This is a genomic window from Alkalibacillus filiformis, from assembly GCF_030814115.1.
Classification (GTDB): domain Bacteria; phylum Bacillota; class Bacilli; order Bacillales; family Alkalibacillaceae; genus Alkalibacillus; species Alkalibacillus filiformis.
This window is the reverse complement of record NZ_JAUSUP010000027.1, coordinates 1-1,585: the sequence shown is the minus strand read 5'-3', so window position 1 is coordinate 1,585 and position 1,585 is coordinate 1. Positions and strand designations below refer to the sequence as shown.

The window sequence follows — 1,585 nt, the reverse complement described above, 5'->3', positions numbered from 1 at the left end:
CTTTTAAGCCCCCTTAATCCTTTGGACACCAAAATTGGAAAAGCTTACAATGTATTTAATCTAATTTTGGGCAATGAGGAGGGATAAAATGGGTAAGCGCAAGATTGAGATTTTTGAGGACTTAAAAAAGAAATACGTCAGAATGGCTTTAGAGACCAATCAGTATGCATCCACAGCTAAATCAGCTGGTGTATCATCTTCGACGCTTCGTAATTGGATGAGGCAGTATGAAACTGAAGTATTAGATCAGATGGAGTCCGAAGGGGTCCGTTTGACCCAACCTGAACCTACAGAAAAAGAATATAAAAAGAAGTATGAGCAAGCTATGAAGTTGCTTGGTGAAAAAGAGTTAGAGGTAGCTGTCTTAAAAGACGCACTAAAAAAAAACGACCATCATTAGATGAAAGAATTCAACTAGCTGAGAATTGGTTGTCCGAAGGATTTTTTACTAAACGCATACTAGACATTTTGGATGTGAAACGTTCAAGCTATTATGCGAGGCGTTCCCCCCAGCCTGTAAGGGCTCATATTAAGAGAGGGAGACCGAGTCCCGGCTTTTCTGAGCATCGTGATGGTTTCCGTGTACCAGACGAACAAATCGAAGAATATCTAATGGAGTATTATCATGATGATGATATTGGTGGTTTAGGCTATAAAAAATGGACGTCTCTTATTCGAGATCAATATCAACTAATTATTAATAAAAAGAAAGTTTATCGTCTGTGCAAAAAGCTCGATATATTAAAAGAACGTAGAGTCAAAAAGTCTAAGCACCCAAGACGACTTGCGCGAAATCGAGTAATAACAGGTCCTAATCAACTTTGGCAAGTAGACATTAAATATGGACACATTATTAACTCCAATTACTTTGTGTTTGTGTGTTGTGCGATTGATGTTTACGATCGCCAAATCGTAGGTGTATTCAAGGGGCCGACTTGCCGTGCAAAAGATATTACTATTATGTTGGTTAAAGCGATGATTAAAAGAAGAATTCATTTCAAGGAGGGCGTTGGGGAAACAAAACTTATTATTCGAACAGATAATGGTCCCCAATTTGTGAGTGATATCTTTGGAGACTTTTGTGCGCACCAAAAAATCTACCATGAGCGCATTCCAAAGAAAACGCCTGATATGAATGCCTATATAGAATCTTTTTATAGCCAATTACAGCGTGAGTGTTTTAAAAGACACACGTTTACTTTTTTCGATGAAGCTTATTACCACATTGAGCAGTACATTGATTTTTATAATAAAGTTCGTCCACATGGGAGTTTGAATGATCGTTCTCCTTATAGGTTCAACCAACTTACGTTGGAAGGAGTTATTCCAATTCAAAAAGTAAAACTATAGTAGCAATATGAGGCACATGCGACGAGAGGATTAAGTTTGGCATGGAATGGGCTGATAGCCCATTTTGCGAGATTGTTCTGTTTTTTCATAAGGGGTCATATCTACTTTTTGAATCCATGCCAAATTGAATCAACCTCATAACCACTATAATATGGAGGGAAATGATAAAAAATTGAGCAATTTTGAGTCACAGCTAGGTGAATTGTTTTGTGTCCAGTTTAAGGGGGCCTAGCCG

At 38.0% G+C, this 1,585-nt stretch carries 2 protein-coding genes; both read left to right on the top strand.

Going from position 1 to position 1,585, the window contains the following annotated elements; translation table 11 throughout:
• The first annotated feature begins 88 nt into the window (after positions 1–88).
• Positions 89–400, top strand: coding sequence for a transposase (locus J2R98_RS14440; protein WP_307070206.1), 312 nt, complete (start codon positions 89–91; stop codon positions 398–400).
• A 29-nt stretch (positions 401–429) separates the two neighbouring features.
• Positions 430–1,350 (top strand): IS3 family transposase, encoded by a 921-nt coding sequence (locus tag J2R98_RS14435; RefSeq protein WP_307070204.1) that lies wholly within the window; start codon positions 430–432, stop codon positions 1,348–1,350.
• Positions 1,351–1,585 lie beyond the last annotated feature (235 nt).